This window comes from Polaromonas sp. (assembly GCF_012927485.1).
Taxonomy (GTDB): Bacteria; Pseudomonadota; Gammaproteobacteria; order Burkholderiales; family Burkholderiaceae_C; genus Polaromonas.
The window spans coordinates 24,535-50,284 of record NZ_JABBPC010000003.1 but is presented as its reverse complement, the minus strand read 5'-3'; the positions used below and the strand labels follow the sequence as shown (position 1 = coordinate 50,284).

Annotated in this window: 21 protein-coding genes and 1 tRNA gene; 10 read left to right on the top strand and 12 right to left on the bottom strand. The window is 55.4% G+C overall.

The genetic code is table 11. The features are described from left to right. Positions 1-15 precede the first annotated feature (15 nt). The 4 genes from pheT to HHJ16_RS00350 all read left to right on the top strand — a co-directional run bounded on the left by pheT (position 16) and on the right by HHJ16_RS00350 (position 3,579). Positions 16-2,445, top strand: coding sequence for a phenylalanine--tRNA ligase subunit beta (gene pheT, locus HHJ16_RS00365; RefSeq protein ID WP_293639750.1), 2,430 nt, complete (start codon positions 16-18; stop codon positions 2,443-2,445). Positions 2,446-2,485: 40 nt separating this feature from the next. Next, entirely contained in the window at positions 2,486-2,821 is a 336-nt protein-coding gene (locus HHJ16_RS00360; protein ID WP_293639749.1) for an integration host factor subunit alpha, read from the top strand. Positions 2,822-2,986: 165 nt separating this feature from the next. Continuing rightward, positions 2,987-3,466, top strand: coding sequence for a MerR family transcriptional regulator (locus HHJ16_RS00355; protein WP_293639747.1), 480 nt, complete (start codon positions 2,987-2,989; stop codon positions 3,464-3,466). Between the two features lie 36 nt (positions 3,467-3,502). Next, positions 3,503-3,579 (top strand) — tRNA-Pro (locus HHJ16_RS00350). A 267-nt stretch (positions 3,580-3,846) separates the two neighbouring features. Here HHJ16_RS00350 and HHJ16_RS00345 read toward each other — a convergent pair. The 8 genes from HHJ16_RS00345 to HHJ16_RS00310 all read right to left on the bottom strand — a co-directional run bounded on the left by HHJ16_RS00345 (position 3,847) and on the right by HHJ16_RS00310 (position 10,996). Then, positions 3,847-4,452: a hypothetical protein gene (locus HHJ16_RS00345; protein WP_293639745.1), complete on the bottom strand. Its 606-nt coding sequence runs from the start codon at positions 4,450-4,452 to the stop codon at positions 3,847-3,849. Between the two features lie 139 nt (positions 4,453-4,591). Beyond that, entirely contained in the window at positions 4,592-5,389 is a 798-nt protein-coding gene (locus HHJ16_RS00340; RefSeq protein WP_293639744.1) for a hypothetical protein, read from the bottom strand. Beyond that, positions 5,370-5,957 (bottom strand): hypothetical protein, encoded by a 588-nt coding sequence (locus HHJ16_RS00335; RefSeq protein ID WP_293639743.1) that lies wholly within the window; start codon positions 5,955-5,957, stop codon positions 5,370-5,372. Before HHJ16_RS00335 ends, HHJ16_RS00340 begins: the two co-directional genes overlap by 20 nt. Next, positions 5,954-7,582 (bottom strand): YfjI family protein, encoded by a 1,629-nt coding sequence (locus HHJ16_RS00330; protein ID WP_293639741.1) that lies wholly within the window; start codon positions 7,580-7,582, stop codon positions 5,954-5,956. Before HHJ16_RS00330 ends, HHJ16_RS00335 begins: the two co-directional genes overlap by 4 nt. Continuing rightward, positions 7,579-8,400, bottom strand: coding sequence for a toprim domain-containing protein (locus HHJ16_RS00325; protein ID WP_293639739.1), 822 nt, complete (start codon positions 8,398-8,400; stop codon positions 7,579-7,581). The genes HHJ16_RS00330 and HHJ16_RS00325 overlap by 4 nt, the downstream gene beginning before the upstream one ends. Before the next feature lie 97 nt (positions 8,401-8,497). Beyond that, on the bottom strand, positions 8,498-8,755 hold the full coding sequence (locus HHJ16_RS00320; protein WP_293639737.1) for an AlpA family phage regulatory protein: 258 nt from the start codon (positions 8,753-8,755) through the stop codon (positions 8,498-8,500). A 199-nt stretch (positions 8,756-8,954) separates the two neighbouring features. Next, positions 8,955-9,743 carry a hypothetical protein gene (locus tag HHJ16_RS00315; protein ID WP_293639735.1) on the bottom strand — a complete coding sequence of 263 codons (789 nt, stop codon included), beginning with the start codon at positions 9,741-9,743 and terminating at the stop codon, positions 8,955-8,957. After that, on the bottom strand, positions 9,740-10,996 hold the full coding sequence (locus HHJ16_RS00310) for a hypothetical protein (protein ID WP_293639733.1): 1,257 nt from the start codon (positions 10,994-10,996) through the stop codon (positions 9,740-9,742). Before HHJ16_RS00310 ends, HHJ16_RS00315 begins: the two co-directional genes overlap by 4 nt. A gap of 115 nt (positions 10,997-11,111) precedes the next feature. Here HHJ16_RS00310 and HHJ16_RS00305 point away from each other — a divergent pair, with 115 nt between their 5' ends. From HHJ16_RS00305 to HHJ16_RS00290, 4 genes are read left to right on the top strand one after another with little or no spacing between them, the layout of a single operon-like run. Continuing rightward, positions 11,112-11,312: a hypothetical protein gene (locus HHJ16_RS00305; protein ID WP_293639731.1), complete on the top strand. Its 201-nt coding sequence runs from the start codon at positions 11,112-11,114 to the stop codon at positions 11,310-11,312. After that, positions 11,309-14,071, top strand: a complete 2,763-nt coding sequence (locus HHJ16_RS00300; RefSeq protein ID WP_293639729.1) for an N-6 DNA methylase — start codon at positions 11,309-11,311, stop codon at positions 14,069-14,071. Before HHJ16_RS00305 ends, HHJ16_RS00300 begins: the two co-directional genes overlap by 4 nt. A 14-nt stretch (positions 14,072-14,085) precedes the next feature. Then, a complete protein-coding gene (locus HHJ16_RS00295; RefSeq protein ID WP_293639727.1) occupies positions 14,086-17,949 on the top strand; it encodes a DEAD/DEAH box helicase family protein in 3,864 nt (1,287 codons plus the stop codon). Beyond that, positions 17,946-18,566, top strand: a complete 621-nt coding sequence (locus tag HHJ16_RS00290; protein WP_293639725.1) for a hypothetical protein — start codon at positions 17,946-17,948, stop codon at positions 18,564-18,566. Before HHJ16_RS00295 ends, HHJ16_RS00290 begins: the two co-directional genes overlap by 4 nt. Positions 18,567-18,659: 93 nt before the next feature. Here the strand turns inward: HHJ16_RS00290 and HHJ16_RS00285 are convergent, their stop codons facing one another. Both HHJ16_RS00285 and HHJ16_RS00280 read right to left on the bottom strand, forming a co-directional pair. Then, positions 18,660-20,087, bottom strand: coding sequence for a site-specific integrase (locus HHJ16_RS00285; RefSeq protein WP_293639723.1), 1,428 nt, complete (start codon positions 20,085-20,087; stop codon positions 18,660-18,662). 786 nt (positions 20,088-20,873) lie between these two features. Continuing rightward, positions 20,874-21,557, bottom strand: a complete 684-nt coding sequence (locus HHJ16_RS00280) for a hypothetical protein (RefSeq protein ID WP_293639722.1) — start codon at positions 21,555-21,557, stop codon at positions 20,874-20,876. A 554-nt stretch (positions 21,558-22,111) separates the two neighbouring features. Here HHJ16_RS00280 and istA point away from each other — a divergent pair. Both istA and istB read left to right on the top strand, forming a co-directional pair. Then, entirely contained in the window at positions 22,112-23,605 is a 1,494-nt protein-coding gene (istA, locus tag HHJ16_RS00275; protein ID WP_293639720.1) for an IS21 family transposase, read from the top strand. After that, positions 23,602-24,429, top strand: a complete 828-nt coding sequence (gene istB, locus HHJ16_RS00270; RefSeq protein ID WP_293639718.1) for an IS21-like element helper ATPase IstB — start codon at positions 23,602-23,604, stop codon at positions 24,427-24,429. The genes istA and istB overlap by 4 nt, the downstream gene beginning before the upstream one ends. A 211-nt stretch (positions 24,430-24,640) precedes the next feature. Here istB and HHJ16_RS00265 read toward each other — a convergent pair whose 3' ends face one another. Next, on the bottom strand, positions 24,641-24,949 hold the full coding sequence (locus HHJ16_RS00265) for a hypothetical protein (RefSeq protein ID WP_293639716.1): 309 nt from the start codon (positions 24,947-24,949) through the stop codon (positions 24,641-24,643). 111 nt (positions 24,950-25,060) lie between these two features. Next, positions 25,061-25,435, bottom strand: a complete 375-nt coding sequence (locus HHJ16_RS00260) for an RNA-binding protein (RefSeq protein WP_293639715.1) — start codon at positions 25,433-25,435, stop codon at positions 25,061-25,063. Positions 25,436-25,750: the final 315 nt, after the last annotated feature.

The following is a 25,750-nucleotide window of genomic DNA, read 5'->3' as shown; positions in this document are numbered from 1 at the left end:
GAACAAGGCCACGCTATGCAATTTCCAGAATCTTGGTTGCGAGAATTTTGCAATCCTCCGGCCTCTACCAAGCAGCTCGCCGAGACCCTCACCATGGCCGGCCTTGAAGTGGATGAACTCAAATCCGTGGCACCGCCTTTCACAAACGTTGTTGTGGGGGAAATAAAAGAGGCGGTGCAACATCCCAACGCCGATCGGCTGCGCGTGTGCCAGGTGGATGTCGGTCAAGCGGGTGGCTTGCTCACTATCGTATGCGGTGCGCCCAATGCCCGTGTGGGGATCAAGGTGCCCTGCGCCTTGGTGGGTGCGGAGTTGCCTGCCGGGGAAGATGGAAAACCTTTCCTGATCAAGATGGGCAAGTTGCGTGGCGTGGAAAGCCAGGGCATGCTCTGCTCGGCGCGCGAGCTTAAGCTGTCGCAGGATCATGGCGGTTTGCTGGAACTGACGGCAAATGCGCCGCTGGGCCAGAATATTCGCGAGCACCTTCAACTGGACGACACGCTGTTTACCCTTAAGCTCACCCCTAATCTGGCGCATTGCCTCAGCGTTTATGGCGTCGCCCGTGAAGTCGCTGCCCTGACTGGAGCACCTTTAAAAACGCCCATTTTTCCTGCTGTCACGGTGAGCGACCCTAACAAGTTGCCGGTCAAGATCAGCGCGCCCGATCTGTGCGGCCGTTTCTCTGGTCGCATTGTGCGCAACGTCAACACCAAAGCCGCCACGCCGCCCTGGATGGTAGACCGCCTTGCGCGTTGCGGACAGCGCAGCGTGACGGCGCTGGTGGATATTTCCAACTACGTCATGTTCGAGCTGGGTCGTCCTTCGCATATCTTTGATCTTGACAAAATCCACGGCGGGCTAGACGTTCGATGGGGAAAGCCGGGTGAGACGCTGAAGCTTCTCAATGGCAGCACCGTGACGGTTGATGAGAAGGTCGGCGTGATTGCTGATGAGGTCGAAGTCGAATCGCTAGCGGGCATTATGGGTGGCGATGCTACGGCGGTATCGGATGACACGAAAAACGTCTATGTTGAAGCGGCATTCTGGTGGCCCAAGGCCATTGCCGGCCGTTCACGGCGCTACAATTTTTCAACCGAAGCAGGGCACCGCTTTGAGCGCGGTGTGGACCCGGGTCAAACTGTCGAGCACATCGAACACATTACCCAACTGATCATCGATATCTGTGGAACGACAGAGACGGTGTGTGGCCCTATCGATGATGTGAAGGTCAACCTGCCTAAGGCGACGCCGGTGACTTTGCGGGTAGCGCGTGCGTCCAAGGTGATTGGCATGTCGCTCACGAAGGCGCAGTGCCTTGACGCGCTCAATCGTCTGGGATTACAGGTGGCAGAAGGAGAGGGTACGTTAACGGTGACACCGCCCAGCTATCGCTTCGATCTGCAAATCGAAGAGGACCTCATCGAAGAGGTGGTGCGTATGGTGGGCTACAACTGCCTACCCGAAACGCCACCCCTTGCGCCAATCACAGCGAGAATACCCTCCGAATCAGAGAGAAGCCCTTTTGCAGTGCGTCGCGCGCTGGCCTCGTTGGGTTATCAGGAAACCATCAACTTCAGCTTTGTCGAGGAACGATGGGAAGCCGAGTTGGCGGGCAACCTGAATCCGATCAAGCTTCTGAACCCCATTTCGAGCCAAATGAGCGTGATGCGTTCCTCTCTGCTTGGTTCCCTGCTTCAGGTGCTCAAGTTCAACCTGGACCGCAAGGCACCGCGCGTGGATGTGTTTGAACTGGGTCGCGTATACCTGCGCGATGCACAAAGCCAGAACACCGACACATCAGTGGCGGGGTTCAATCAGCCGATGCGCGTGGCGGGTCTCGCCTACGGTCCGCGTGAGGCGTTGCAATGGAGCCGACCGGACAAGGGAGTGGACTTTTTTGACATCAAAGGCGACGTCGAAGCTTTGCTGGCCCCGTTGCAGGCTGTTTTTGCGCCCGCAGAGCACCCGGCCATGCATCCTGGCCGTTGCGCCAGCGTATCGGTTGGGGGCAATCAGATTGGATTCGTCGGTGAACTGCATCCGCAATGGCGGCAAAGCTACGACTTGGCGCAAGCGCCTCTGCTGTTTGAGCTGGAGCTCGATGCCGTGTTGCAGCGGCATGTGCCGGTATTCAATATAGTTAGCAAGCTACAGCCCGTGGAGCGGGATATTGCTGTGATTGTGCCCGAGGACGTCACGCATGCAGCGCTCAAGGCAGCAATTTACGGCGCCAAAACCAAAGGCCTATTAAAGGGCGCAACACTGTTCGACGTCTACCGTCCGCAGCAAGACGCAGGGGGCCTGCAACCGGGAGAAAAAAGTCTTGCCGTTCGTTTGGTTCTTTCGAGCGACACCGCTACACTGACCGACGAAGATATTGAGACGACCGTCCGGGCGGTGCTTGCAAATCTGCAAAGTCAACTGCGAGCGCGGCTACGTGCCTGAGGTCTCAACAAAAACAATAGTCGGCAGGAGGAACGTCCCAGTGGAATTTTCTGTTGAAAGCCTGGAAACCCCGGCGCTTACCAAAGCACATTTGGCAGAGCTGCTATTTGAGCAGATAGGACTTAATAAACGCGAATCGAAAGATATGATTGACGCGTTTTTTGACCTTATCTCAGACCGTTTGGTAGATGGTAAGGATGTAAAAATTTCCGGTTTTGGCAACTTCCAGATTCGTACCAAGGCGCCGCGACCCGGCCGCAACCCGCGAACGGGGGAATCCATCCCGATCGAGGCGCGCAGGGTGGTAACTTTTCATGCCAGTCATAAACTAAAAGACCACATACAAGGTGAAAACTCTGCTGTGTACACTGAGTAGGCGTCTTTGGGTTGGTTATAGGCAATCGGGTTATGAGAGACGCCGTCTGCTGCAGACGTCTGTTGTGTGACGAAGCAACGTTTTCCAAAAAACCATTGCAACCCTTTGCACGAAGGTTCGACTTGGGGTAAATTTAAGATTTTTCTTATCAGCGTATTGATTTAATTGGAGAATCCTCTTCCTCTCATCCCCGCAAAACGCTACTTCACCATTGGTGAGGTCAGCGATTTGTGCGGCGTTAAGCCTCACGTGCTCCGTTATTGGGAGCAAGAGTTTACCCAGCTTCGCCCGATGAAGAGACGCGGCAATCGCCGCTATTATCAACACCATGAAGTGTTGATGATTCGCAGCATCCGTGATCTGCTGTACGACCAGGGCTTCACAATCAGCGGTGCCCGCAACAGATTGCAGGAGATTGTTCAGACCGACCGTGATAAGCGGCGCAACAGTGCCGTCATACTTGATGGTGTGGATGTGTTTGAGGCTGGTGATTTGGTGCCCGATGATTTTGAGGATTCCGTGGACTCTGAAGACAGTGAGTCCGACAGACCTGATTTGTCTATGGGAAGTGTCGCGCACCAGCGGCTTCAACTAGTGCGTCGCGAATTATTCGAAATTCGCGACTTGCTTAGCCCCGCATACTAAGACGCGCTTTCCTCCGAGTTATAATTCCGGTGTTTTCGGTGTGTGGCGCAGCCTGGTAGCGCACTTGCATGGGGTGCAAGGGGTCGAAGGTTCGAATCCTTTCACACCGACCATATGAATCAAGGACTTAGCTTCGAAAGGGGCTAAGTCCTTTCTTCTTTGTGGCTCCAGAATCATCCATTGTCCCAACCGTTGTCCCAACTGCGGGCAAAGCTGGGGATGGCGCAGTCGTATTAAACGCACACCGTATCCATTTGCTTCATAGCCGCTTGCGCACGCTCTACGAGAGCTAACGGCCTATTTGGCATATGGCTGTGCTGCGCAGGGGCTTGGTCAGTCATCGGGATGGCCGCAGACAGCGACCATTTTGCGAAACAGATTTACTCCTCCAGCAACTTGTGCAGGAAACCCAGCTTGCGGCCAATGTCATGCAAGCTGACTTGCACCAGCGCATCGTGATTGCTTTTGAGTCGCTGGTAGGTCTTCAAATGCATGCCTTTGGGTTTACCGCCGCCGCCATTCAAAATGCCTGCCTGCCAGCCCAAGCGTTTGCGCAGCTTGTCGGCTTTAGTCGATGCCCGGTCGCCTGCGCCTTCTTTCTGTGTGGCGTAGCCCAGCCCGCCACACTGGCGGCAGGCGAAGTACCGGCCCGGCGCGTAGAGCACCGCCACCCGCTTTCTGCACCGTGGGCAGGTAAACCAGTAGCGCTGCCCGCCCAAGTGGCAGGGGGAGGTTTGCGTCTGCACCTGTTGCTCGACGACTTCGCCGGTACTCTTCATACAGTAGGACAGCACCATGCTTTGCAAATCCACCCGGACGCTGATGCCTGCCACCTGACGGTCATTCACCAGCCATTGCCAGCTAAAGCGATTGCCCGTCACCAGCAAGCCCTTGCGGGTGATCTTGCGGATGTCCAGCGGCATGGAGTCGCTGGTCTCTGGTTTGCCGCCGTAGCTGCATTGCCGTCCACTTCCCCGTCCGCCCATTTCTATTCTCCGGTTTTTTGCCGAAATCAATTGGCAAGTTGAGCGAGCGTTGTGGCCTGAAAACCCATAAATCGGGCGGCAACCCGCATGTCTGCTGGGTTCTGGGTGTTTTGCGTGTTGCCGAAAGGTACGCATGTTTTTACCCTGTGCGGCTGCTTCTGAGGTCTTTGAGCTTGATCAGCATGGCCAAAGTGCGCTCAAACTTGCGGTCCAGGTGGGTTTCGTAGCGGGAAAGCTTCTCCAGCTTGTAGGCTTGCAGCCCTTCGCCAATGGTTTGATTTACGATGGCATCGTGGTGGCGGGATTCTTTTTCCTGTTGGTGGCACACGGGAGACAGGTGCTCTGTGATGAAGCTGGTCAAGCCCTCAACATCGGCGGTGTATTCCTCTTCCTCGACGTAGCTCTCCCACCAGTCCCGTGAATCGGGTAACAGGGCACGCAGGGCCTTGTCATAAGCGCGGTCGCCGCCTTTGCGCAGTATGGCGCTGGCCTTGTTGGTGGCGTCGAGGTCATGGCGGGCAGCGCGCTGGCTTTCGGTCACGTCTTCGGGTTTCAAATCCATCAGGTCGCGGATGTCGGTGCCTTCGCCCGACAACCCCATTTCAAACGGTGCTGCTGCCGGGATGACGGTCTTGGCACTGCGCGCGGATTCCTTCAATCCCTTATTGATGGTGGCACCCTCGGCTTGCAGCACACGGCGCTTGCGCCAGATCACGCTGGCCAGCTCTTCAATCAAATGCTGCTCGGTCGCACCCGCTGGCAAGTGCTCGTCCATTAGCGAATTAACCAGGCTTTCATAGTCGGCATGGCTTTCGTGGCTGAGCACGGTGTAACGGCTGAGGATGCCGTGCTTGAGGGCGTTGAAGCGCACCACTTCGTAGGGCTGGGTGTTCTGGGCGGCTATTTCGTCAGTTTTGTCAGTGGCGGTCGTGTTCATCTTCGGTTCCTTGCAGTGTGGATGTTGGGTGCGCAGTGAATCCGTCACAGCGCTGGAGTTGCACCACCAGAACGGCAGGCAGTTGCGCATCACGCGAGCGAAGAGCAACACCAGCGGTCTGCCAGTTGCAACAGCGCCATGACCCAGGCCCATGCCCGGCAAAGTGCTGGCACTCCAGGCAAACGCGCCGGTCGTCTGATTCACGATCCCGCAGCACCAGCTTGTCGGCCAGTGATTCACCGTCGTTACGGGCCAAGCCCTTGTCGGTGAACTGGTGCAGGCGCGCCGTGAAGGTGTCAATCTCCGCCCCATTCATGGCCGACGATTGCGGCCAGCACCAGCGGTCGGGGTCTTTGGTCACCGCAATGGATGAATCGTGTTTTTCCAATACGGCGGGGGAGGGCACTGCCAAAACTGACGAAAGCCGCTCATGCGTTGCAGAAACGGCCTCGGTAGGTACTGCCGAAACTGCCAAAAGTCTCATAGCCACGGTTTCGTCAGTTTTGGCAGTACCGCTCAGGCCCGTTTGTGCAATTGCGGCTTTTGCCCGTTCCGCCCAGGTGATCATTTCGCCACCTTCTTGATTTGCGGGTTGATGTAATAGCGGACAGTCGGGCGACCCAGGGGGTTGATACCGTCCTGACTCTGCACATGGCCGTTTCCTTCCAGGATGGCCAAGGCGGTTTCTGCCTGCATGGTGGTGGTGACACCAGACCACTGCTTGCGCATCATGTCACGCACGGTGAAGCCGTCGTCTAACTTGCCCTCGGCCAGTCGGCGACTGACCATGCGGGCGGTGGTCACTTTGGCGGCCTCCACCAGGCCATAGATGCGCCGTGCATGGCCGCTCAGGTAGTCGCACCAGGCGGCTGCGCGCAATGCGCTGTTGGCCGTTACCGGGCTAATAGAGCCCTCTGCCAAGTGCAGGATCAGCGCGATGGAGCAGAACAGTTTTTCAAACTTTCCAAAGTGCTGCTGCATTAGTGGGTTTTGCTCATTGGCGATATGCACCGTATGCAGCTCGGTGCACCACTCCACAAAGATGTCCTGTGCCGCATCGTCAAAGCAGAAGTGGGGCAGCTTCACAAAGTCGTCATTCGGTGCTGCGCCGTCCTGCACGGGGTCAAACACGGCCAGCCGGTCGAACAGATCACGCACCGCCTCGCGTGCGCCCTTGACCGGATAGCGGTCGCGCCATTCCCAGGGCACTGCGTTGGGGTACACCATCACCTGAAACCGCTGGATGCGGCCATCGTTGTCCAGTGAGGTGGTGATACCGGCGAGGTAGCGTTCCAGCAGTTCAGGCTGGATGCCGCCGAACACCGAGATGCACAGGTTTTTGATGTGCAAGCTGCCGCGCCCAATGCGGTCAATGTTGAAGCTGGCGGTGCCGTTCCAGCCCTCCAGATAAAAAGCCTTGTCGCCTTCTTTGCCCTCTTTCTCCCAAGAGGCCAGCAGGCCGATCAACTCGTCCCGATAGACCAGCATGCCCTGTGGGTTGTGCACCAGCAGGTCGCCCAGCTTTTCCACCGTCGAGTCGTTGGATTTGAAACGCCGCTCTTTGGGTTCTTCCGGGGCTTGCAGGTCTTGCAAGTCCGCAATGGCGGCGTTCATTTTGAGGTGATCGCCTTTGCCGACTGCGGCCTTCTTCATGCTGGCCTTCACGGCGGACTGGTGCGCCTCAAAGGCTGCGGTTTCGGCGGCGAATATCTTCTTGGCATCCTCCAGCTTTTCAGCTTCTTTGGCCTCTAGGCGGTCCAGAAAGCGCGTCACCGTGCCCAGGGCGGGTGACTTCTTGGAAGATGGGTCGCCCACGATGCCGCCAAACAAATTCGGGGTGACGATCCAGTCGTCCCGGCGTTTGGGCTTGATGCCGCAGCGCGCACCAATGACCGAGCCCAGGCAGACGATCAGCGCCGCCGCGATGTAGTCCGGCGAACACGGCATGCGGTCGGCTTCGTCCAACACAAAGTCGGCCAGCGTTGGGGGCAGCAATGTTTTGGCGTCAAAGGCTGGCGCAAGAGGAAGATCGGTTTTAATCTCCTTCGGCTCCGGCCATATGCCTAATTGGCCTGTAGCCCCCGTATCACTTGCGCAAGCAGCTACTGAATTAATAGCGATATCAATGCATTCCTTTACCGCGTCTGGCCCCGCCAATAGGTGCAGGTCATTGAAGTCGGTCATGTCGTTCATGATGTTGTCGCCTTAAACACCGGCACGGCCAGCGTGGCACCCGTTGCTTGCGCCGCTGCAGTGGCTTTGGCCATGCCGGGGTTGCCGGGGGTCTGGTGATCGTCGTCAGCGGCAATGATGATTTTGAGAGCCGGGTACTTGCCGCGCAGTGCCACAGCGACCGCCTCAAGATTGCCCGCATTGAAGGCGACCGCGACGGCATGGCCCGCGCATTCGTGAATACTTGCGCCGGTGGCGAAGCCTTCGCACACGATCAGGGCGCCCTTGGGTTTGCCGATACCGAAGTAACAGCCTTTGACCCTGCCGCCCGACATAAACATCTTGGTGCCGTCTGGCGCTATTGTTTGCAAGCTGTGGACCGTGCCCGCCGTGTCACGCATCGGGATCAACAGCTTGTCACCCTCGATCTTTGCGCCATGGGGCTGAATGCCTTTGCGGGTCAGGTAGTCGTGCTGGGCGCAAGGTGTTGCTGCCGTCCAGCGCTTGAGTGCGTCCGTCGCTGCCAATTGCTGGCGCTGTGCCAGGTCGTCTTCACGCTGGCGCTGCATGGCCTTGACGCGCTCACGGTGGGCAACCCGTTCCACTTCGGTCATGGACGTGTCCGCCTTGCTGCACCAGTTTTGCGTAAAGCCCTCGCGCCAGTCGCCAAACGCCCCTGCGGCGATGCCGTCGGTGTGCAGCATGTACCAGCCGTTTTTGTGGGTGGGTTTGCCGCTGGTGCTGAAACGGTGGATGACGCCGTCGTCATTGATTTCAGTCGGCGGTGTCAGTCCCGCCGCCGCAATGGCCAGCCTGAATTGGTCGGTCAGGTCGTTCATACGCAGCCTTTCAACCCAACACCCAAAAGGATGGCAACGGCATAAGGCGCGGACTGGATCAACCAATAGGTGATGGCGTGAAGAGTGGTTTTCATGGCTACAGCCCCCAAGCTGCCATCAGGTCTTTGCGCTTGGTGTGCAGCGTCTCGACCAATTCGCGGATTTGGGTATCGGTCTTGCCGGAAATGCGCGCAGCATTCAGCGCTTCAATTTCGTTGGAGGGCCAGCCGACGGCGCGCGGCCCCAGGCTGACGGGTTTGGTCCACAAACCTTGCGCAATGCGCAGGTAAATGGTGGAGCGGGAGTAGCCGGATTGGGTTTTGGCGGCTGGGATACGCAGGATGGTGGTCGTCATGTTGGGTCCTCTTTGACGGGTATGGAATGAACTCAGACGCAAGTTTGTTTGGGCGTTTTGGGCGATAAAAGGCCCACGCGGCGGCGTGCTGTGAGTGGCGTTTCAGAGGGAAAGAGGGATGCGCGGCCTGGAACAGAACAGCGCGAAAGGGCGCGTTATCAGGCGTAAAAGTTGGGCGAAAACTTTCCGCCCAACTATTTCAAGAAATCATGTTCTTTTTGATGGTGCTGGCGTCGCGACCTTGCGCAACGGCAGTCTTGGCGATCTGCTGCGAATACCAAACGTCCGATTTACCCGGACTCTTCTTGAGCAGAGCGCGGTATGCCTTTTGCCAACTCGCGTACATGGCTTGCGTGTCTATCTTGCGCGCCTCGCGCTTGGCGGTGCTGGGTGTGTGGCGCGGGTCGGTGGTGGTGGCTGCGTCCACCATTTGGCGAATCACTGCCTGATCCAGCGTGAAGCTGGCATCCTCGAAGCCGACGACATCCGCCAGCGGCATGCCATCCGTGCCAACTACCAGCGCCAAGTCGTCCTGTACGCGCAGGCAGAGCATCTGGGTGCGCTTGTTCCCTCGCGCCATGCCAATGGGCAGCAAACGGTCTTCGGACGGCTGCACAGTGGTTCGTTGCAGGCCGAGATTGGCGGCAACAAATTCGCACACCGCTTGGGCATCACAGCGCCATAGGGCCAACCGTGCAGCGGGGATCGGCACGCGATTGGTGTCGCTGCGCTTGTCACACACCACGAAGGATGCGGCGGGTGCGTTGGCGCTTGGCGGGGTGTGTACGGGCATGCTGCATTCCTGTTCGCAGCCAGGGCACACAACGCTTTTGACAGGGCGCGCTTTCAGGAGCAGACCTTGTGACTTCAACGCGGATACTGCCGCTGTGGGCCACTGGTTCAACTCCTCCGTGTTGACCGTGACTGCCGCACCGTTGCGCACGCCGACGCGGGCCAGCAACTCGATCAAGGCGGCTTGGGGTGTCATTCCACCAGTGCAAGTGCAGGTGTGGGGGTATGGGCCGTAGCGGCGGCAGGTGTAGCCAATTCGGTCGGTTCGCGCGGTTCAATGCCCGAGGCACTGAGCATGTCGCGCAGTTTCAAGCCCAGCTCGTCGTACTTGAGCGAGCAGGAGTTGGGGTAGGTGATGTGGATGTTGACCGTCTTGGGTGGCCGGTCGGCCTCGACGATCATGGACACGGCCAGGTCCACTTGGGTGACGCTGTACTGGGCCATGGGCATGGCGGTTTGGATGCGATCCAGCAAGGCGTACACAGCCTGCGGGTCTTGGCTGGTGTCGGCTTCCAGCGAGATACGTTCGCCTCGGGTTGCGCGTGACGACAGGCGCAGCTTTTTGACGACAACGCTCTCAATGCCGCTGCCCAGGTCGTAGGTGAATTCAAAATTACGCTGCCGCAGTGGCCCCAGGTCATACACCCGCGAGTCTTTGGGGTCGGGCGGCAGTTCGGGCAATTGCAGAATGGTTTCGGCAAACATGGCTTGCAGCGGCTCTATGGCTTTGTAGGAGCCCCGATAGTTCAGGTCCAGCGAGCCTTCAGACTGCGAGTAGACAAAGATCACCTCAAACGCCGGGTTGTGCGGGCGAATGTCAAACTGTCCGTTGACCCACTCGTGGCTTTGTTGTGAATAGTCTTCCGGGTAGGCAAAGAAGTAATCGAGGTCGCCCCGGCGAAAAGGCTCCACCACGCAGTTGTTGCCCCGGCCCTCGGTTTGGTGAAAGTGGGTGCGGATGCGGTTGGCCAGCGCCAGGATGCTGGAGGTGACCACTGATGCCGCGTTGTGTGGCAGGTTCTTGCGCTTGCGCCAGTGCGACACGGTGTCTGCATGATAAAAGTGCCGGGCACCACGCCAAAACGTGTTGTGGTCCAGATACGTGACCATGGCGCGCGCGTAGTGGCTGGTCAGCGCGGCCAGCATTTCAGCGAAGCCATTGGCAGCGTTGGGGTCTGCGTCTTGGCCTAGGTGCCATTTGGCTTCGTCCAGAATAGCGTGGCAGCCCTTCTCGCAACTCATCTCAAAGATGTCGTGAAACTCGGCATCCATCGTGTTGCGTTGGGCTTCGGGCAAGGCCAGCCAGGCAGCAAACAACCCGTCGTGCCGGGTCTCGGACATGGCGGCAAAGTCGAACTCGCCAAACACCGCGCGCCCCGCAAAGTAGCGGGCCAGCAGCACGTTGGGCATGTGCCGAAAAAAGTCTTTGGTCGAGTAATTACGGGCCATGTTGTCTCCCTGCTGGACGGTGAAATCAGCGTGGGACCCCACGCCATCGGACGCCTCTGAGCTTTGTTGTACAGTGCAGTATATCCACAGTACAAACGCTGTATGGGGTAACACCATGGCCACCACCAAAACCACCACATTGACTTTTCGTATTGAGCCGGGGCTGAAAGATGCCGTGCGCGCGGCCGCTGAGCTGGAACACCGGAGCATTGCCAACATGATTGAAATCATGATTCGGGACTATTGCGGGCGGGTCGGAGTGTCGATTCAGGAACCGGGATTTCCCGCAAACAACTTAAAAAGAAAAGCTAAATGACCAAGAAAATTGGAGCTGGATTGCTCTCTTGCGCGGACAAAATCTGGGAGACCGCTGACACTCTGCGCGGTGCAGGCATAAAGGCCAGTGAATGGCCCGCTTATATGATGCCGTTCTTTGCGCTGATGATGCTTGAATCGCGCTTGCGGCGTTTTCGTCAAGCACGCATCGAAGAATTCAGGACTGAGGTCGCATCGAATTTCAGGATAGAAGATCCGTCGCATATGGAGTGGTTAGAGTACGCAGCAAAGGCTGCGAACAAAGGAAACAACCGGGATTTGCTATTGCATGGCAAAGGCCTTCGCGAAACCTGCCTAGTGCCTGGGGGTAACTTCCTTACTCGCCTGCTGACGCACCTCGAACAATATGATCCTGACACCAAGCGTCTGTTGGGAATTGGCTATGCACAGGGCCACGCGAAGTTCTTGGATATGCAGGGTAAGGCATCCGACCTTTTTAGTCGTGACAATTGCCCGCTTTTCCCGTTTGCGCAGAAATGGGCATCCATTGACCTTACGCCTTTTGATAACTCAGAAATCACAACCATCGAGGAACACATCAAGCGGAAGTGGGCGGACATTTCTGCGGAAACGGCTGGCGAGCAGTACACACCATCTGATGTCATTGATCTGGCAACAGCGATCATTGTCGAACTTAGGCGAGAGGGGAGTGGCGGCACTGGTATTGCAGATGTGTATGACATGGCCAGCGGTGGCGGAAACTTTCTATTCGCGACCGAAGATGCCTTGCGAGAAGCCTTCCCTGAATTGTCCGTGCGCACACGCGGGCAGGAGTTAAACGACGCGCTCTATGCCCTTGCCGCGATCGAGGCGCGCTTTCGTGAAGATGCACGAATCGAGTGGGGGAACACCCTAACCAACGATCTGTTTCTGCACGACAAGTTCGATGCCATAGTCGCCAATCCGCCATACGGGGTGGATTGGAAAGACATCAAAAAGACATTGGAATTGGATGCCTCTGGGCGTTTTGATAAGAACCGGATGCCGCCAACGCCCGATGGACAACTTTTGTTTCTGCAACATGCAGCGTTTCACCTGTCTGAAACTGGTGTAGCTACCATCGTGCATTCTGGGTCCACTTTGTTTTCTGGTGACGCTGGAGGGGGTGAATCCGAAACCCGGCGCTTTCTGATTCAAGAGCAGGATATCGTCGAGGCGATTATCCAGTTGCCGCGGAACGAGTTTTTCAATACCGGCATTCATACATACTTATGGGTTCTCAATCGTGCGAAGCCGACGAACCGCAAGGGCTTCGTACTGTTAATCAATGCCGAAAACTGCTTTACCAAGATTAAACCATCATTGAATCAAAAGACATGTGCAATTGACGAGACTAATCGGGCGCGAATCGTTGAAGCTTTCTGCAACTTTGCCGACGGGCCCATCACCCGCAAACTCCGGATTGATGCACTGCTCTACAACAAGGTTGAACTGGAGCTTTGGCGGCACGATGAATTGGGCCGGGCAATTGGCAAGTCCAAAAAAATTGAAGGTGAAAAGATCGCTGTGCACTTTGACGGTGATGTCTTTTCGGTGGGTGATGGGCTACTTGACCTCGCTCCATTCGGCGAAATAACAATCAAAGAAATAGTCGCTCAGTTCAATGAAGCTGCGCGCAGTGCCGAGCAAACCGCTGTCGATGTGAAGGGTGGTCCGGTCTATCGACGAAACAACGAAACCGGCGCTATTGTCATTGACTCTTTAGAAAAAGGACTGGGCGTGTTGACAGCCAAGGCAAAAATCGCCAAGTCAAAGGGACTGGAACTAGTCAAAGTTGATATTGTGCTAGACCGTCTTGTGGAAAAAGACAGCGAGATCGTGGCGTATTCAGAAGACGAAACTATCAACAATCAATTGATTGCAAGTTTTTTGGCTCGTTGGGTGCCCGAGCCATGGTGCATGTTGGGGACCAAGACCGGTTGTGAAATTGGTTTTAACCCGCTGTTTCCAAAGGTTAGTGAGATAAGGATGATCAAGGACATCCTCAAGGAAATAGCGGCAGTTGAAGAAGAAATGGTGCAGCTGGAAGCCGAAATCGCTGCAAATCTTAGTGATGTCCATGGTGCTGCAGCAAGGCCTATTGCGATTAGTGAGTTTGAGTGGATTGGCGCTAGCCCGTCCCATTGGTCCATTGAGCGAATCAAGGATCATGCGTTGGATATGCAGCGTGGGGCGCAGCCGCAATACGCCGATGAAACAGGCCACTTCATCGCCAATCAGGCATGCTTGTCTACCTATTCATTCAGACCTGAAAAACGGAAAGAATGCGAGCCGTTGACGGGGAAAAAGGGACGTTACCTTAGACGAGATATTCTCATTGCTTCCACTGGTGAAGGCGTTCTTGGAAAGTGTGTATTGGTGGATCACGAAGGGTATGCGGATAGCCACGTTTCCATTCTTCGCCTTAAGCACCAGCAGACTGCTTCGTTTTTGAATTATCTTCTGAGCGTAAATTATGAGCTGATCAACTCGCGTTACGCCAAAGGCTCAACAAAACAAACTGAGCTTCAGCGGGAGCGATTTTTGGCCCACCCTATTTCCGTTCCACCAAAGGAAGAGCAAATTGCGATTACTGCTTTCCTTGATCGCGAGTTATCGAAAATTGATGCACAACTCGAATTAATCAATCGGTTCTCGGCGCTTCTCAAAGAGCAGCGTAAGTCAATAATTTACGAAGCAGTGACCGGCAAGATTGATCTTTCAAGCGTCGAGCCACCAGCAAATGCCCCAATGGCTTAACTAGAAAGATTCCCATGGCCCACGGATTCAAGGAAAGTGACTTTCAAAATGGCGTCTTCATTCCATACCTGACTGAGGCGCCGCCAGGTGGGCTGGATTGGATACTTGGCAAGCCTACCGATATCGACGCTTCGCGTTGGATAGTCCCTGGGGATTTGCTTCAGTTCTTGCGCCAGGGTTGCCCGCTCAACGTTGCGGCATACGCCAGGGTTTCAAAAGGCTATGAATCCGACGCGGCTTTTCTGCAGGCCTTTTTGACAGAGACATTGCTGCCCAAGATTGAGGCAAAGGCAAACGCTGCTTTCGTTTTGCGTGAAAGCCTGACTTTTGCGGGGCAGTCTTTTGTATTGTGGAATGAAGCACCACGAGCAGGCGCTGATTCCAAGGCGACGGAGCTATTCAAAAAGAACTATTTGCGAGTAATACCAGAAGCCACGTTTGACCGGTACTTCACCTATAGCAAGAAGCGTATTCGCCGTCGCCCCGATCTGGTGTTTTTTGTCAACGGACTGTATCTTGCATATTCGGAGTTGAAGACTGCACAGACCGGGCAAACGGCTTCTGGGCACGGTCGCAAAAAAATTGCCCACGATTGCGTTGAGGCTGGTATCGCGGCGCTGCATGAGGCGCGCGAACGCTATGCAGCCGAGGGTGGAAGGTGGCCGGGTTTTCAACATCGCGACTTGAGCGAAAGAGTGCGTTGGGAAATTCGCCAGTCGATTTGTCTCTTTGAAAAGGCGACCCATATCACTGGTATCGACATGGGTGCCATGATGGTATTGCCTGATATCAAATGGCTATTGCAAGACATTGACGATGCCATTCAGAAGGATGACACCAGGGCGTTAGTGGAGACGCTACCTGCCAAAGTTGCGGACGCCTTTATGCGGACGGCGGAGATGCGTGAAAAGTCGCCTTCGGTTGCTTTGTCGGAGCACTTGGCGTCATTTTTTGATCCAGCGGACGGCGTGGATCGAGAAATTCATTTCTTTAATCAAAACCGACCTAGCCGCACGACGACAGGCACAGACATCTTGCGACCGCGCCCTGCGCAGCGCGCCATGCTGTACCAAGCTATGAGTCGGGTGCGTGAGCTGTATGCAAACGAAAGCCAGTCCAAGATTAATGAGACGGATATTCGCGCTGCGTTGGCTTTGTCGCTGCCCGCGTTAGATGCAAGGAAAGCGGATGAAATTGTTCGCAAAACCCTGTTGCATCGCAATGGTCAGGAATCACATTCCATCCTGTTGCAAGGCGCAGCGGGCTTGGGTAAGACCAATGTCATTGTCTGGCTGGCGCAGGCATTGGCAGATATGGCAGACGTTCGTAGTCTCTCGGCAGCGCCCTTGTTTGATTTATGTATTTTGTTGACTGATCGCACAGAGCTGCGCCAGAACGTGGCTGAGGAGGCTGCGCGCTTGCGGGCAACTCAGAACATTGTCATTGAGGCGGAGACCTTCAAGGACCTGCGCGACGGCCTGAAAAACGGCGCGCGCGTGGTCGTGGTGAACATTCAAAAGTTCCCGTCTATCAGGAAGCTGGCTGAGACCGAACCAGCACTATCAAAGCTTTTGACCAACAAGCGCGTGGCCTTTGTCATTGACGAAGTGCATAGGACCCAGAACGGGCTTTTACATGACGCAACCATTGAGATTTTTGACGAGTGGGGGACGATTCGCCCAGAAGGCGCTAAGCGCAATCTCATCATTGGTCTGACAGCGACACCGAGGGACGAGATTCTTGCTCGCTTTGGAGAGTGGCGTTCGCCAGCGGCGGCAGGTGATGACATTCGGTGGGCACCGTATTTCGCGTACACGATGACGCAAGCCATTCGTGACAAAGTAATTTTGAACCCGATTCAAAATGTCATTCGTTTTGAAGATCACTTGCAATATAGAGTGGTCGAGACCGTGCAGAAGCTCAAGGACGGCGAGGAGCTGCGTGGGCCGAGCTCTGATGAGATTTACCACAAAACAACACGGCAGGAACTCGTCGCACAACAAGCCGCTTTGGTGTTTGTAGCCAAAACGATGATGGCAGTGCGCCCCCCTGGGCGAACATTGGGCGAGGGTAAGGCCATGTTTGCTGCCTACTCGATCAAGGCGGCTATTTCCTATCAAAAGCTATTGCGCGACGAATTGAACAAGCTGGCAGTCGACGCCCGCTTTTCGGAGCATGCCGAGGCGATCAAGGCCTGCCCGGTGCTGGTGCTCTATACCGACAAGCAGGGCGAACCCAATTGCGCCACGCTCAATGGTGGGCGGAACCAAGACGCTGTTATTGACGAGTTTCGCCGAAAGGGCGAAGGAGCCAAACAAGGCTTGAAGGTCAACAACGCGCTCATAGTGGTGGTCGACAAGCTACTTACGGGGTTTGACGAGCCGACGTTACATACCTTGTTCATTGACCGGGGCATGGACGACGTACTCTTGTTTCAAGCGGCTTGCCGGGTGAACCGCTGGCGCACCTGGAAAAATGACTGTTTGTTGGTGGACTTTTCGCACGGGGGAGTCGTCTCTAAAAATCTGCCAAAGGTCTTTGCCAAGTACGGTGGCATCACGGTGTCAGACCTGGACGCAATGGCTTTGAAGGAAAAGATGGATGCGTCCTTCAAGGTGTTTTTTGATGACAAGGACATCTATGCTCATTGGCGAAGCTGGAACGCGACCCAGACAGGCGGCAAAGACAAGGAGGGTGCGACTGGGCTTTCCGATTTTCTCGATACTTTGGTGAAAGACGACAAGCCGCGTGCAGTCAATCTGAGAAAGGCGGCGTCGGCATGGCTTGGCAGTCGGGAACGGTTGTGGGGAATCCTTGATTTCACGAAGCCGGAACTGAAAAAGCACGCAGATGAAAAGCGTGCTGCATTTGCCGAACAGGTAGTGAAGCACTTGGCATCCAAGCTGCGCGACGAAGACGACAGAATTGGCGCGGTATTTGACATTGATTTGGTGGAAGACGCTATTGGCTGGGGGTTGGATGAGTTGCCCGAAGTGCAGGAGAAGAAGAAGCCCAAAGCAGAGCATGGACTTCCTCATGCTATCAGTGGATTGATGGCGTCGCTAGATGCCATTGAGTTGCTTGCGGCGTTGCAATTGACAGAGCAACAAAAGCTTTTACTCATTGAGAAGTTAAAAGCGTTTCTGATCCTGTTGTTCCAGGTCATTGACGCCGAAGGCATAAGGCGAAACAAAGACATCCACCGCAAGATGATTTTGGCTATGGCAAACGAGGGAGTTGACTACCCTTGGGAAGATCGGTATTCCAAGTTCAAAGAGTTGTTGGATACCGGGGCAAACAGTCTCAAAATCTTCACGCACCCTGACCGCAAGGCGCTGCTACTGCCCTTGATGAAGCGTGCCGAATTGGTCATGGCAGACTATGAAGAGTGGATTGTTTCGGGTGGGACTTCAATTGCGATGGGCGACCAGCTTGTTGAACGCGAGGTCGCCGACGACAACACCTCGGACGTGCTCGACGGGCGTAAATTCGGCCGGCAAAGATCGGCTGAATTTCTTCGCCAACAGCTTGGGACCGATTTGAAGTGGAGCCAAATCAATGACTCCTTTTGGTCCGTTATTGGGAAAAGTGAACGTGGAGCGCTTTGTCTTGCGGATTTGAGCCCCATTGCAAAAGCTGGAGGCTGGCAGCAAACGGAACTATTGGCGGTGCTGGGTTTGCTCGGCACTCCCAAGGCTGCACTTTTGCGTATGGAATTGCGTTCACCAGACGGCACTGAAGTTCCGGCAGAGGAGGTGTCGCAAAAGCTGGCGGCATGGTGGAAGCGAAAAACCATGACGGATGCCGAATGGAAAGCATGGGCATCGCAATATGCGGTGTCATGGTCACCCGTGGTTGCGCAAGGAGTAGCCAAATGAGTCTCGAAGGCGGCACTCTATTTGATTTGACCGATCAGTTGCGTCAGCAGTCACCTGAGCATCTTGACCTGTTCGCTTCGCTGTCTGACGATCAATTTCAGTTGGCCTTTGACGCTCTCTTAAACAAAGCTTTGTCGGGGCTTGAGGAAATCAAGAAAGGCCTGCAGTCGTTGGATGAGCCGACTTTGTCTGGTGTGCTTCGGCTGGCCATGCTGACTCCAGGACTGTCGGTGAGTTTGGAGCAATATTCCAATGGCCATGCTGATCTCACGGTTGAATCATATCGGCTAGGTATGGCGCGTCGAATTCTCGGCGAGGCCAAGATTCATGATGGGCCGAAGTACCACATTGACGGGGTTAAGCAATTGCTTGGTTACATGACTGGGCGAGAGCTACGCGGCTTGATGGTGGTCTACATGCGCAAGGCGAGCGGCTCGGTTCTTATGAAAAAAGTCCGGGACACCATGGATGACGAAAAACCGGCCGATCAACAGGGTCTGACCACGTCGCATGCAATAAGGTGGGCCTTCGATTCCAGTCATTTGCATTCCTGTGGCGACAATATACGAATCAGTCACGTTGCCTGCAATTTGTATGTTGACGGAAGTTCTACGTAGTGTGATTTCTTGGGGGGCCTGGTGTGGTGAAGCTGGTCAGTGTGCATCGTTGCACATTGGCGACAAGTCAAAATATTTTGTTGTCGCTTCCACTCAACGAGCCCGCTGCATAGGAATGACATTGGTTGCCCGACCATCGGCCATGTCTTGCAGTAGCGCCAGACGGCTGCCCAGCAATTTCCATGCTTCGCGCATTGGGCCTTCGTACTGAGCGCGTTGGTAAATGCGCTTGACCTTTCCCACCTCGGTGTGGTTCAGGCATTTTTCAACCACATCGGGGAGGGCGCCGAGTTCTGCCATGGTGGTGGCCGCTGTGCGGCGCAGGTCATGCGGTGTCCACTTGCTGCCGGGTAGCACCAGTGCGTCCACGTCCTTAGAGCGGCCGCTCATGGGAACATCACCGGGGCGTTGCCTGTCGCCCACTTGCTTGGTCACGGTCTTGACGCATACATGGTCGGCAAAGTCAGGTTGATCTTTTTTGGCTTGCGTAGCCGGGAACAGCCAAGGCGTCAGGCCGGTGTTTTCATGCAGGCTCTTCAGTTGGTGCAGTGCAAAGTCGCTAAGCCAAATTTCATGCCGCTTGCCGTTCTTGGTCTCGGGCAGGGTCAGATTGCGTCGCTCAAAGTCCACATGCTCCCAGCGCGCAGCCAGCACTTCGCCGATGCGGGCGGCAGTTGCCAGTTGAATCAGCAGGGCCAGTTGGCTGGTGGCTGCAAGCCCTGCCTTGGGCAGTTTCTGAAACAGCAGGATCAATTCAGCTTCGCTCAACACGCGGTCGCGCTCCACGTCGGCACCGATGCGGGCCTTTTTTACGCGAGCAGTAGGGTCGGCATCCACATAGTCCCGATCCAGTGCGAAGCCAAACATTTGGCGCATGTCGGCCAGCGTCTTTTTGGCGGTGCGCACCATGTTCTGTGTCGGGGTGGCGCGTGATTTGATGGTGTCCACAATCTCCTGGATGTGCGCTTTGCTCACGTCCGCCGCCGCCACATTGCCGATGAGCGGGAAGACATCGCGCTCAAAGGAGCGCAGCGCCTCGCTGCCTTTGTCGGCGCGCTGGACAAGCTCCAGTCGCTGCCATTGGTCAAACAGGCTGCGAACAGTCATGCGTGCGGTCTTTTCGGCCAATGCTTGCAGCCGCAATTGCTGCTGGTGCACGGCTTCTTGCCGGTCTGCTTCGATTTTGAGGAGTTCGGCCTCACGCTCGGCCATCAGGCGCAGTTGGTCGGCTTCGCGGTCGGATTGCACTTGTTCGCGTGCGAGTTGGTTTTGTGCCACCGGGTCAATGCCGTTTTGAATCTTTACTCGCAATGCGTCACGGTCTTTGCGGATGGCGGTGATGTCGGCTTTGGGCCAGGTGCCAACCAGCACTTCGCGCGATTTGCCGCCAAATTTGTAGGCGAACCGGAATTGCACCGAGACGGCACCGTCGCGGGCCACATAGACCTTGCCCTTGAGCGAACCCCCGTCAGTTAGCCGGCGTCCGTGGTCCGCAGCATTCAGCGCTTTGAGTTCCAACATTGTTAGTGCCATAGCAAACCCCGGTAGACTGCGCCGTCGCCGTTGTCCCAACCATTGTCCCAACCGCAACGCAGGCTTTGAGTGTATCTTAATGGACGTTGTTGGATGATGCTTTTTGTAGCAATTACTTAAAAGTTGTTTAAATTCAATTAGTTAAGAGAATTTTGGACTTTTATTGGGTTTTCTTGAATTTACCAAAACTTGCATGGGGTGCAAGGGGTAGAAGGTTCGAATCCTTTCACACCGACCATATGAATCAAGGACTTAGCTTCAAAAGGGGCTAAGTCCTTTCTTCTTCCCCCCGTTTTGATCAACAAATCCTGAACAAATCCTGAACAAAAAGTTTTGTTTGAAATGGTATGAATTTTTTGATTCGTTGCATTAGCTGGTAATTTTTAAAATTGGCGGCTACCAAGTCTCATAGTCAGCGAAATTTCATACCGTTAGGTGCTTGCTAGGCCGCCAAATTTTCGAATTTCTGATCTCTTTATTTCAGTGACGCTAACAAGCTTTCCAAAGCAATGTCTGTTTACTGCTACTTCTTTTGGTTGCTGAAACGTTCTGGATAGATTTCAGTAATATTTTGGAACATCCCCGGAAAAGCCGGGCCGGGCTGGCGTGCTTCGCATCAAGCTGGTTCCCGTCTTGCCACATACGGGCTTTTATCCCTGATGCCTATGCGCTAACACTTGTCTCCTGGGGAGGTTTGCTCTAGCGAGGAAACATCCCCGCCGCGCTTCGTTTTACGCCCCCTAATGATGCCGAACAGATAGCAGCAAAGGAGCCTTATGGCCCTTCGGATGCCGCAAGGTTCCTAAAAGCACCTGCCATTGCAGCCCAATCTTCTTCGACTGAGCCACGGTGATTTCGGTTGATCTTCCCAAGGGCGCCAGGATGTGACTGACATCTGTATTCTGTGAATTCAGTCCGGAATGGGTTGTTTATGCCAGTCTTCAGATTGGCTACTTGCCGATGTCCAAATTCTGACCTTAGGGCATTGAACACCTGAAGCCCAAAACTAACTACCATGGCGGGACGGATGATTTCAATTTGAGCGATGCCAAACACCCTAGCTGCCTGCCTTAAATATCGCATCGGAATGTTTGCAGAGTCACCCCCACTTTTTATAAACGGGAACAAGTTGGTCACGTAGACTTCACTGAGAATCAGTCCAAAGTGCCTACTGAGAAAATCAATTAGGTTCACATTTGTTGGTTGTGACAGCGTGTAGCCATGTTGGGCAACTTCCAAATCCATATCGCGTGAAAGTGATTCATGGGATGCCCAGTCTTGAAGCACAAAAACTATTAGGGAATTTACATTCCCTGCGCTTTTCGTATAGGGTGACACATGTTCGCACTCGTAGGCCCCCATGTGGTAGGCGGCGAGATTATTGAAGCCTTCAAAACAACTAGTTTGCCTGAGTAGACCGAGCTCGCGTAGACGCTCCTTCTTGTTCATTTTTTCCATTAATGTGTTTTCGCCTAGGCCATAGCAAATAGACTCCGAACCGGACCGAGATGACGCAAAGTACGATAGCAATCCGCACAGGAATCGAGAGCTGAAAGTAATTTCTTAGGGCTTTGATCGAACCTAAAGTAACAATGACATTGGTGAACATTGCAAGTTTCCCCCTCAACAGCAAAACTGACCGAGATGCGGTTTTTTCGATATCACTCCCTACACTTCTCTCGCGCGCATGCGCAAACTGCCGAAATAAGTTGGTGTAATTTCGTAGACCCATGACACTGAGGCTATAAACGTTGAGGTATCGCTGCAAGAGTAACACCTAAGCTTGGCCCTGCGGAACTGCGGAACTGCGGAACTGCGGAACTGCGGAACTGCGGAACTGCGCGCTGCGGAACTGCGCGCTGCGGAACTGCGGAACTGCGCGCTGCGTGGTTGACGACAATTACCGTGGCCGGTTAACGACAACTATGTTGGCCGGTTAGAGGCCTACGCCGGGCGGGTCCGGGAGGCGGGGCTAACGTTGAACCTTCGAACATAAATCGAAGGTAAACGGTATGCCCGGCAAGAGAATCACGGACCACCAAGTGCACAAGTACAAGCAACACCGCAACAAGCTCAGTCAAGTAGCGTCTGCCGCCAAAACCGGAATAAGTGAGAGAAGCGCCCGACGTATAGAAGACGCGCAAAGCCTGCCCTCACAGCGTCCTGAGCGGCGCTGGCGTACCCGAGAAGACCCGCTGAGTGCGGTCTGGGATAGCGAGGTCATTCCTCTGCTGCAAACCGATGCCCAACTCAACGCCGTCACCTTGCTCGAAGAACTCCAGCGCCGCTATCCCGGCCAGTGGGACAACAGCGTGCTGAGGACCCTGCAGCGCCGCATGCGCCTGTGGCGGGCCAAGTTTGGCGTTGAGCGGGAGGTCTACTTTGCGCAGGAGCACCCGCCAGGACGCCAAGGTATCTCGGACTTCACCGTGGCTGATGAATTGAGCGTGGCGATTGCCGGCGTGGTGTTTCCTCACCGCTTGTACCAATTTGCACTGGCCTATTCTGGTTGGCGCCATGTCACGGTCATCGACTCCGGCGAGAGCTTCATGGCGCTGTCCACCGGTTTGCAAGCTGCACTGTGGGCCTTGGGCGGCGTTCCCGAGGAACACCGTACTGATAGTCTGTCGGCCGCCTTCAACAACTTGACCGAGCAGGAGGAGTTGACCAAGCGGTACGCAGACCTGTGTGGTCACTACGGGCTGCGTGCCACACGCTGCAATCCCGGCCAATCGAACGAGAACGGCTCTATCGAGTCACGCAACAACTCTCTGAAAACGGCACTGGACCAGGCCTTGCGTCTGCGCGGCAGTCGCAGCTTTGATGTGCGCCGTGATTACGAAACATTTGTCGACACCATCGTGCAGCGCATGAATACACGTGCGGCCAAGTTTCTGGTCACCGAGCGCGCCATGCTCAAGGCCTTGCCGATGCGTCGTACCGCTGAGTTTGAGGAGATTCCTGCACGGGTCAGTAAATACGCCGTCTTCACCATCAAGGGTGTGCTCTACAGCGTACCGAGCCAACTGATGGGCCACCGGTTGATGGTGCGCCTGTATGCGCAGCACGTTGAAGGCTGGCTGGGTGGTCAATGCGTGGTGAGCCTGCCAAGGGCCAGACCTGCGCCGGGTCAGCGCGTTGGGCGCTCCATTGATTACCGGCATTTGGTGGGGGCGTTAAAACGCAAGCCCGGTGCATTTGCCCGTTGGGTGCTGCGCGATGCGGCATTCCCCCGCGCGATATACCGTCAAACGTGGGAGCGACTGTCTGCTCAAAGGCCCGAGCGCGAGGCCTGTAAAACAATGGTGGGCCTGCTGGTCTTAGCGGCTGATGGACATGAAGCCCAGCTGGCCCAAGAGCTGGAGCAGTTGATTGAGCTGGACCAATTGCCAGACCTCAGCGCCTTGAGCCAGTTGCTGGCACCACCCAAGGCAGATGTGCCGCAGGTACTCGTGACGCTGCCCACGTTGGCCTCTTATGACGAGCTGTTTGAGGTGGCACTATGACCGCGGCGTCAATTACAAAGCCACCGGCGACAACTACCGCCGCCGCCACCACGTCGGCCCGTCTGGGGATGATGCTCACGGATTTGAGGCTACCCACCATCAAACGGTTGGCTGGCGAGCTGTGCGCGCGGTCCGACATCGAGGGCTGGCCTGGACACCGGTTGCTGGAGGCCTTGTTGGAGCATGAAATCAATGAGCGCGAGGCCCGCCGGACTGACCGCCACCGCAATGAGTCCAACTTGAGCCCGGACAAACGGCTATCCAGCTTTGACTTCTCGGCCGTGCCCAGCGTGTCCAAGGCGCAGGTCATGGCCCTGACGCAGGGCACCGAATGGATTGACCGAGGTGCCAACGTATTGTTGTTTGGACCACCGGGGGTTGGTAAAAGCCATTTGGTCAGCGCCTTGGGACATGCCTTGATTGATGCCGGTCGGCGCGTTCTGTTCACCCGTTGTTCAGACCTGGTGCAACGTCTGCAGGCGGCACGGCGTGATTTACGCCTGCCGCAGGAACTGGCCAAACTGGACCGGTTTGACTTGCTGATTCTTGATGACCTCAGTTACGTGCGGCGTGACCAGGCGGAGACTTCCGTTCTGTTCGAGCTGATATCAGAGCGCTATGAGCGAAAGAGTTTGGCGATTACAGCCAATACACCGTTCTCACAGTGGGGCGAGGTGTTCGTGGAGCCGGCGATGACCCTGGCTGCCGTAGATCGCCTGGTGCATCACTCAACCATTCTGGAGATGAACGTGGAGAGCTACCGCCGCCGCGCAGCGCAGGCGGTGCAGGTTTCCCCGGCAAGAAAGGCCCGTTCAACAACGTAAGCAACCAAATTCATTCCCCGCTTCCACCGGCCAGGATAGTTATCGCTGAGCGGTCAGGATAGTTGACATCGACCATACACGACTTGCTTTCGCGGTGAAGTATGGGCAAAGACCGCTTCAGGCTGACAGCGGCAGTAAAGATTTCCGAACTGGTTCTTCCAAACCAGCCACCGAACTCTGCAAGCCGATGTTTGGCCATGTGGCGATGATTTCAATGACTGCAGCCCCCCCCGCAGGCCAGCGAGGGCTGCAACGTCTTGGTTGGCAATAACCAAGTTCGGATTGCCGCATTAAATGGAACTATCGCCAAGGCCTGCAATGCGTCGCGCCAGCTCACTGCTTTAAGGCCCATTGCGATCAGCAGCGACCCAGAAACGGCAAATTCATGTTTCCAGCGTCTGATGTGTCGATAGCTAATGGTGGTGTATTGCTGCAAAACTGCTGGCGCGCGACCTGCACCTCCTTGCGTGCGTTTTGCCTTCCACAAACCAATTTTCATACTGCAATCTTGTTCCTTCAAACTAAAAAAGCCTCAGAACCGAAGTTTCGAAGCTTTTTTTGCTTTGCTCAGCGCAAGACTGAGACAGCTGGTTTGCAACGACATCTCTGCCGTTGACTGGGTTTGCAGGGCTTAGTAACCGCCGCGACCGCCGCCGCCGCCATAGCCACCACCGCCGGAACGATCGCCGCCGCCGCCGTAGCCGCCACCACCAGAACGGTCTCCGCCGCCAAAGCCGCCGGTACGGGGAGGACGTGCCTCCATAGGACGAGCTTCGTTCACAGTAATACTACGGCCGCCGAGAGACTGGCCGTTCATGCCGGCAATTGCGGCTTGCGCCTCGGCATCACTGCCCATTTCGACAAATCCAAAACCTTTGGAGCGACCCGTGTCGCGTTCCATCATGACTTTTGCGCTGGTGATGGCGCCGAATTCGCCAAAAGACTGTTGCAGATCTTCGTCACGTACCGTGTAAGGTAGGTTGCCGACGTAAAGTTTATTGCCCATAAGGACTCCTCAAAAACACATAAAACAAAAGCGATGGAGTCCCGAAAGCACAACAAACCCAAGAAGTACCGCCGTAGCGCGCGAAACTGACCGATCACCTAACCTGTGCGAGTGTTTTCAAACTCGCACCCCCTGGATTATGCGTCAAGAAACGCGGGGCAATTACATTTCTTGTCGACAATGAGCAAACCGGGTGTAACAAGTTATGCAAAATTATGGAGTTTGGCCCGCTTTAGACTTCTTTTGCTATTGGCGCCATGGTAAATCGACTCGTCGCGCCGATCGTCAAATGAATCAGCGTAATTCTCTTGCAGA